Origin of the sequence: Mesorhizobium sp. M0052 (genome assembly GCF_040323255.1) — a bacterium.
Taxonomy (GTDB): domain Bacteria; phylum Pseudomonadota; class Alphaproteobacteria; order Rhizobiales; family Rhizobiaceae; genus Mesorhizobium.
Window position 1 is genome coordinate 1 of record NZ_JAMYUS010000065.1, and the last position, 515, is coordinate 515.

The 515-nt window shown below is 63.5% G+C and carries 1 pseudogene; it reads left to right on the top strand.

Annotated features, from left to right (window positions below):
* Window positions 1-99: 99 nt before the first annotated feature.
* Window positions 100-515, top strand: a pseudogene (locus NKJ77_RS32365) (transposase); the annotation flags it as partial.

Consider the following 515-nt stretch of genomic DNA (forward strand, 5'->3'; position numbering starts at 1 on the left):
AAATTCATGGGGGTTGGTGGATGTGGCGCAAGCCCGTTGAAATGACGTAGGATTTGGTTGCTTAAGCCGATCCGAAATTTCCCGGAGACCACACCCACCATGAACGATCTTGCGCTGCCGCTGAGCGGTTTGTCATCAGTCGGCGGCTAGTCCGTCGTCGCCCGTTTCGACGGCGGCATGCTGTCGTCCAACAGCGGCGTTCTGGCCTTGGCCGAGGTGGAAAAGCGGTTGCGGGTGGCCGAGCGTCTGGCGCGTTGCATCGACGATCCGCGCTGCCCGGACCAGGTCGTCCACAGCCTGGCGGACATGATCGACTTTCGCATGAAGATGATCGGCGCCGGCTACGAGGACGGCAACGACGCCAACCGGCTGCGCCGCGATCCGGTCTTCAAGATGGCCCAGGATGCGCTGCCGTCGGGTCGGGATCTGGCGTCGCAATCGACGCTGTGCCGGCTGGAGAACCTACCCGGGGTGCGGGAGCTGGTCGCGATGGGACGGGCGATGGTCGATCTCTA